Here is a 6,476-nt window from a genome sequence, read left to right on the forward strand (position 1 = left end):
GGTCGCCGATCTCCTGCCGGATGGGGAGGGCCTGGTGGTAGTGGTCGAGGGCCCGCTGCCGATCCCCCAACCCGTCGTACACGTGGCCGATGTTGTTGAGGGTGGCGGCTTCGTTGCCTCGGTTGCCGGCCTGTTGGCGCATGGTCAGGGCGGGCCTGTTGCGTTGGGCGAGAGCATGATCGACTCCGGCTTGTCCGGTGTGGTCTGCTGGGCCGGTGAGGTCGCTGTCTCGTGTCCGGTCCTGGTCTCCGCCGCCGTCGGCGTTCCTCGGCTTTCGGTTCCCGCCCGAGGTGATCGTTTTGGCGGTCCGCTGGTATCTGCGGTTCAACCTCTCCTACCGGGATGTGGAGGAGTTGCTGGTCGAGCGGGGTGTCGAGGTGGATCACGTGACGGTCTACCGGTGGGTGTAGCGGTTCACCCCGCTGCTGGCCGACGCCGCACGGTTCGCTCGTCACTCACCTGGTGACCGTTGGTTCGTGGACGAGACCTACGTCAGGGTCAACGGTATCTGGCGGTACGTGTACCGGGCCGTCGACCAGCACGGGCAGGTCATCGACGTGCTCGTGTCGGCGCGTCGGGACGCCGCCGTGGCCCGGCGATTCTTCCACCGGGCGCTGACCATGCTGAAGATCATGCCCAGCGAGGTCGTAACCGACGCCGCTCCCGCCTATGCCAGGGTGTTGGAGGACTTGGTCCCGGCGGCGTGGCACCACGTCGAACGACATGCCAACAATCCGATCGAGGCCGACCACAGCCAACTCAAGCACCGGCTCAGACCGATGCGCGGACTCCGCACCGACCGAACCCTCCAGACGATCGTCACCGGACACGCCTTCGTGCAGAACCTCCGACGCGGACACTACGAACTCGCCACCGACGTTCCGCCCGCGCTGCGGGTGGCCGCCGCGTTCACCGAACTCGCACGAGCGATCTGATCAGAGCCCGGCTGGCGCAGCTCGGCGTGCCCACCGATCCGCCAACGCAACAGCACCGACGTGAGCCTCGGCTACCCAAACGCTCGGCGCGGGTGATGCCTAGTTCGGATCCACCGCCGAGCCACCCTGGTCACGGATCGAGCGGATCGCCTGCTGATGCTCATGTCCTTCTCGGAATGCGACGTCCACGACTGGCTACGTCGACCGGATCCGAGAGGACGCCAAGGCCCGCGGCTTGGACCCGGCCGTCCGGCCGGACTGGAACGTTGTGGCTGGGCTGCGGGACCTGGCCAACGCGTTGGTCGAGCAGGCCGGGCAGGCGCAGGCCGACGCCGGGGAGGGCTGAGCCGCCGATGATCGACACACCCTGTTATGACCCGATTGTGCCCGGGTGGAGTCTTCCCTGGGCCTATGGCGTTCCCGCGTGGCCGAGCCAGGGGAGAACGGCCTCCCACCTTCCGGCACGGTGTCCCGCAGTATGGTCTTGCAGGCTGATCGTTGACCGCGTCGACCGAGACGGAAGTGCACGGGTGAAGAAGCGGTGTGGTGTCTCGCTCACGATTCCGGTCGAGCCGGATCGTGAGCGGGCCGGTCGGGCGACCCGGCGATGGTTTGAGGTGTGCTCGGACCGTCTGGTGGGGGAGTTCGGTGAGGTGGTGCGGTCCACGCCGCAGGACCGGCTGGTCTTCGTGGCCGAGCGGCCCGACGAGATCAAGGCGCAGGTCGGTACGGTTGTTGATCCGCCCGACGGCTACCAGGGTGAGTCGTGGGAGTGGGATGTCGTCTATTCCGCCGTCGCGTGGGAGGAATTGCTTGGCCGGGTGGAGAGCCTGCCTGACCAGGGTTCGTGGGAAGCGTCCACATACTGGGCGGCGGGTCCGGTTCTCAGTGTGGCGATGACGCGGTACGGGGGTTTCGTAGAGCTGGCCAGTTCGATCGGTGATGCGGAGGCCGCCGATTCGCGGCGGCTGCTGGCCGCGGTCCGGGAGGTGGCGGAGGTCTCGGCGCCGGTGGCTGTCGCGTTCGCCGAGCAGTGGAACCCGATGGTGACGCCGCTCGAGCAGGCTCTCAGCCGTTACGCGGTCGGTGTCGAGGAAGCGGGCGTCGTGCTGCGGAACTACGGCTGGCTGACCATCCTCAGCGATGAGATGGCCGACCGGGTGGGTGGAATCGCCCGGCTTCGCGACAGCGGCGCATTCGTCGAGGCTGAGCGCTTGGCGCAGGGCAGTTGCTGGCTGCTGGCGACAAAGACGTGGGACGAGTACGGGCCGGAGCACGCCGACCGGCTTTTCGAGCTGTTCGCGCCGGTTCTCCCACCAGGTAAGCCGCAGCTGCGCGAGTTCAAGAGCATCGTGATGGGAGAGCCGCCGGAGTGGCACGTGCTACCCAACTTTGTTGCTGAGCGCGATCCCCGAGAGTGGCCCTGACGATACGCAAGGGTGTCGGCCAACGCCATCGGGTTGATCGCCTCCATCCGAGAGTCGGTGGTGAGCAGCGCTCACACCATATTGCGGTCAGTCTCCCCAGCACCACCACCCAGCCGTGGCGCTGGACTTGAACCGCGACGTCAGCAGTTGAGCCGCCGACTGCCGCAGCGAGCGGACCAGGCTGCGTCTGTCCGGATCGGTAGCTCGGTGCCCACCGCGGTCGGATCGTGGCCGACTCGGGCGTACGAACCGTACCCCCGAGTCGGCGCGACGATCGGCAGCCCGTTACCGGCGGTCGGGCTTGACATCCACCTCGGTTCTCTGTCAGGCGGGTGCGAACTGCCACTGTTGGTTGGTGCCGCCGTTGGCGGTCCACTGCACGACCTGCGCTCCGTCGCTGGTCGAGGCGCCGGAAACGTCGGCTGCCAGTCCGCTGCTGCGGCTGACGATGGTGTAGTAGCCGTCACCGGTGGGGCGCAGGTACCACATCTGGTTGGTGCCGCCGTTGGCCGACCACTGCTGTAGTTGCAGGCCCTGGGTGGTGCTGCTGGCGTTGACGTCGAGCATCTTTCCGGAGGCGGTGTAGCGCAGGGTGTAGGCGTCCTGGGTGGTGCTGATCGTCCAGGTGGGGGTGCCGCTCTGCTGGACGGTCTTGGCGCCGTCGGCGGTGGAGTTGCCGGCGATGGCGAGGGGTTTGCCGCTGTTGCGGTTGACGATGCGGTAGGTGCCCGGTGTGGGTCCGGTCCCGCTGCCTCCGGTGAGGTTGAAGTATTCGACCGCGTCGGTGAAGACGGGGCTACCGGCCTTGGTGGTCGACAGTTGCAGGTACACGCGGCTGCCGGTGTTGGGGGTGGTGAAGGACACCGGCTGGGTGACCCGTGAGCCGAGTGGGACGGTCAGGTTGGTGCTGCCGGACGCGACGACCGCGCCGGTCGGGCTGTCGAGCCGGGCGGTCCAGGTGAAGCCCACCGCGGTGTCGGCGAAGTCGTCGTTGAACACGGTGATGTTGCGGGTGACCGTGGCGTTGCGGGCGTAGCTGGGTACCGCCTGCGGCAGCGGGAAGGTGCCGTTGGAGTCCGAATTGCCGGAGGCCGACCAGAAGGGGAGGTCGACCGCGGCCACCGGGTTGAACGCCGCCTGTACGCGCTGGATCTGCGGGTTGCTCCACGGGTCGGGCAGGTTGTCCACGCCGTAGACCGGGCGAGTGTTCTCCTCCGTGGTGAAGTCGGTGGTTCGCACGCCGGGCACGACGCTGGCCCAGGCGGACAACAGCGTGTACGGGCGCAGGTCGCTGGCGTCTTTGCCGCGCTTGGCCGCCGTCGCCGTCGCGAACCACGTGAAGCCCTGCTTGGTGCTGCAGGCAGGCCAGATGTACTCGCCTTCGCCGTCCGGACGCCCGGAATGGCGATTCAGGGCCTCGCCGTAGCGGCCGACACCGTCCAGGTAGTGCGCGAAGATGGCGAAGTTGGGGTAGGTCATGGCCGGGTACCGGCTGGGCGAGTCCGCGCCAATGCCGGCGTCGATGCTGATCGGCCGGGTGCCGTCATTGCCGTTCATCGCCGCGTACAGGTCCTGTTGGAACGACTGTGAGTCGTTGGCGTTGGAGCTGGGCTCGTTGATCTGACTCCAGCGGATGATCGCCGGATGGTTGCGGTCGCGCAGGGTCAGCGCACGAGCGTGGGCCACCATGTTGTCGCGTCCGGACACGAAGTTCTGGGAACCACTGCGGATGGCGGTCTCGTCGATGATCATCAGGCCTATCTCGTCGGCCACGTCGAGCATGTACGGGCTGGCCGGCTCCATGTGCATGCGTACCACGTTGTAGTTGAGCCGCTGGTAGTTGTCCACCGCCTGCGGCCAGCCGCCGTTGCCGGACGACGGGGGCAGGAAGCCGGGCAGGGTGTCGTACGCGTCGCCCTTGCCGCCGTTGTTGACCCGGTCGTAGTCGGCACCCTGCAGGCTGTCGCCACGGAAGTTCACCCGCGCGCCGTTGAGGTAGTAGTACTCGCCGTTCTGCGTGCTCTCCCGGAACCCGAAGCGGTACGTGGCGTCACTGGTGCGGCCGTCGTCGACGGTGGCGTGTACCGCCAGGCGGTGCAGTTGGGCCCGGTAGCCGGACCGGTACGGCACATTGGGCCACCAGTACGAGGTGGTGCCGAGGTCCCATGCCACGGGACCCACAGTGACCTTCGCCGTCGAACGGGCCGCCACCGTCACGGTTTGCTGCGGCAGTTGCGGATAGCTGAAGGAGCCCGCGCCGTCGGACGCGAGCGCCCCGGTCAGGGTGACCGTCCTGGTCGCGGCCGAGGAGTTGGTCACCGACACGTCGTAGCTGAGCGTGCGGTTCGCCACCGAGGTGCGGACGAACGTGTCACTGACGTATACCGCCGGATACACCCGCAGGGACGCGGACCGGAAGATCCCCTGCGGTACCGCCTCGGACCAGTCGGCCGCTATGGGGACCAGGTACTTGCCGTCGGACGCCTTCAGCGCACCGCGGCCCTTCACCTGCACGCTGATCGTGTGTGTGGTGCCCGGTGCGGCGTAGCTGCTGATGTCGAAGTTCGATGGGGTGAACGCGGTCGTCTGGGTCGCCACCACCCGGCCGTCGACCGACAGCGTCGCCTGGTGGTTGACGGCACCGAACTCGATCCAGGTCGACTGCGGCTGGCCCGTGTCCGGCACGGTGATGCTGCGCGAGTATACCGCCTCGTTCACGTCGGTGAAGCCCTGCTTGTACCAGCCGCCGCCGGGTACCGTGATCGAGGTCGTTGCCCGACCCGCGGGTGTGAAGCTCCACGTCCCGCTCAGATCGACCGAGGTGATCGCGGCGTTCCCGGCCGCCACACCGTCAAGTCCGGCGGCCGCGATACTCTGCGTCGCGACCGGCGCGCCCAGGGCCGGCCCGGGGGTTGCCAGGGTCAGGCCGCCCAGCGTCAGGGGCAGGCTGAGCGCCACGGTCGCGGCCAGCCCTCTGGCCGACGCCGACAATCGACCGCCCCAGCGGACGTTCGTACGATGCACGGTTACCTCCTGTGACCCACCCGACAGCCCTCATGACTCCGAGTCAAGGTGCACGTGCCAACTGTAATCGAATCGATTCGACGACCCGCCGGTGTCGTCGACCACCCAGGAGGGTGAACACAGCTGACACGTAGATGTGATTAACCGGCAACACGAGCACTAAGTCAATGATCTGCGATCATCGATCTACTGTCGAAGCCTGAAAGGCGAGCAATCCCGACAAAAGCCGCAGTAAAGGGAGGCGACCGATCAGGGTGGCCAGGCCGATCAGCATGATTCCGAGCAGCGCGCCGAGGTCGCCCTCGGCGCGCTGCGCCCGGCGTACCGTCGACTCCCGGACGTGACCGCCGTGCACGGCCAGCACCACGAATGTGCCAATGACATCAAGGTGGCGACGGTCGACCTCCAGGCGTTCAGCTCCCCCGACGGGCACGACAAGCCGCCCTCGGTGACGCTGGCCATCGACAACCCGGAACAGCGCCCCACCGACATGACCAAGCTCGACGGGATGGACCACAACACGGTCCGAAACCTGGCCGCATCGCTGCTGTCGGGCTTCTGGGATCGCACGACGATCCGGCTCACCCCTCAGAAGACAGCGAACCTTGGCACATCACTGATCGCCGCATCCCGCGCCGCCTGCGACAAACGCCAGTCAAAGCCTGACCACGGCGAGGATGTGAAGCGGCCCGCTGCCAGTGACTGGTTGAACGCTGCGGTCCGTCACCAGCGACTCCCTGGCTCGGCGTAGCGCGGCCCTCGCACCCGACCCTGATCCGGCCCGGTCGGACGCACGCATGGGTGCTCCGTGGGTGCTCGGACGTCGGGGAACTGGGGGTGGGTAGGCTGGACTACGCCGGATTTGGACTCTATTCACAAGTGGTTCTTTGATTGATGTTCATCATGCTAACCCCGCACCTGCAATAGCGTGTTCGGATTGGGCTGGACGCTGCCGGACCAGGCTTGATTGATCGCCTTAAAAATTGACACTTCTCACTACGGATCAGAAGGTTAGGGGTTCGAGTCCCTTCGGGCGCACAAGATCATGAGGGGTCTGGCCTGCCGAAACGGCGGTCAGACCCTTCTTGCT

At 66.9% G+C, this 6,476-nt stretch carries 4 protein-coding genes and 1 pseudogene; 3 read left to right on the forward strand and 2 right to left on the reverse strand.

Annotated elements, in window-relative coordinates; translation table 11 throughout:
- On the reverse strand, window positions 1-142 hold a 142-nt coding region (locus AB0C22_RS30770; protein ID WP_357538485.1), incomplete at its 3' end, for a tetratricopeptide repeat protein.
- A gap of 82 nt (window positions 143-224) precedes the next feature.
- Between AB0C22_RS30770 and AB0C22_RS30775 the strand changes: the two are divergent.
- Both AB0C22_RS30775 and AB0C22_RS30780 read left to right on the forward strand, forming a co-directional pair.
- Window positions 225-935: pseudogene (locus tag AB0C22_RS30775) on the forward strand (IS6 family transposase).
- A gap of 530 nt (window positions 936-1,465) precedes the next feature.
- Window positions 1,466-2,362: a hypothetical protein gene (locus tag AB0C22_RS30780; RefSeq protein ID WP_357538477.1), complete on the forward strand. Its 897-nt coding sequence runs from the start codon at window positions 1,466-1,468 to the stop codon at window positions 2,360-2,362.
- A 324-nt stretch (window positions 2,363-2,686) separates the two neighbouring features.
- On the opposite strand, the gene AB0C22_RS30785 is transcribed toward AB0C22_RS30780, so the two are convergent.
- Entirely contained in the window at window positions 2,687-5,386 is a 2,700-nt protein-coding gene (locus AB0C22_RS30785; RefSeq protein ID WP_357538479.1) for an RICIN domain-containing protein, read from the reverse strand.
- 340 nt (window positions 5,387-5,726) lie between these two features.
- Between AB0C22_RS30785 and AB0C22_RS30790 the strand changes: the two genes are divergently transcribed.
- Window positions 5,727-6,137 carry a hypothetical protein gene (locus AB0C22_RS30790; RefSeq protein WP_357538481.1) on the forward strand — a complete coding sequence of 137 codons (411 nt, stop codon included), beginning with the start codon at window positions 5,727-5,729 and terminating at the stop codon, window positions 6,135-6,137.
- The last annotated feature ends 339 nt before the right edge of the window (window positions 6,138-6,476 follow it).

Source organism: Micromonospora sp. NPDC048894, from assembly GCF_040649765.1.
GTDB classification, from domain to species: Bacteria; Actinomycetota; Actinomycetes; order Mycobacteriales; family Micromonosporaceae; genus Micromonospora; species Micromonospora antibiotica.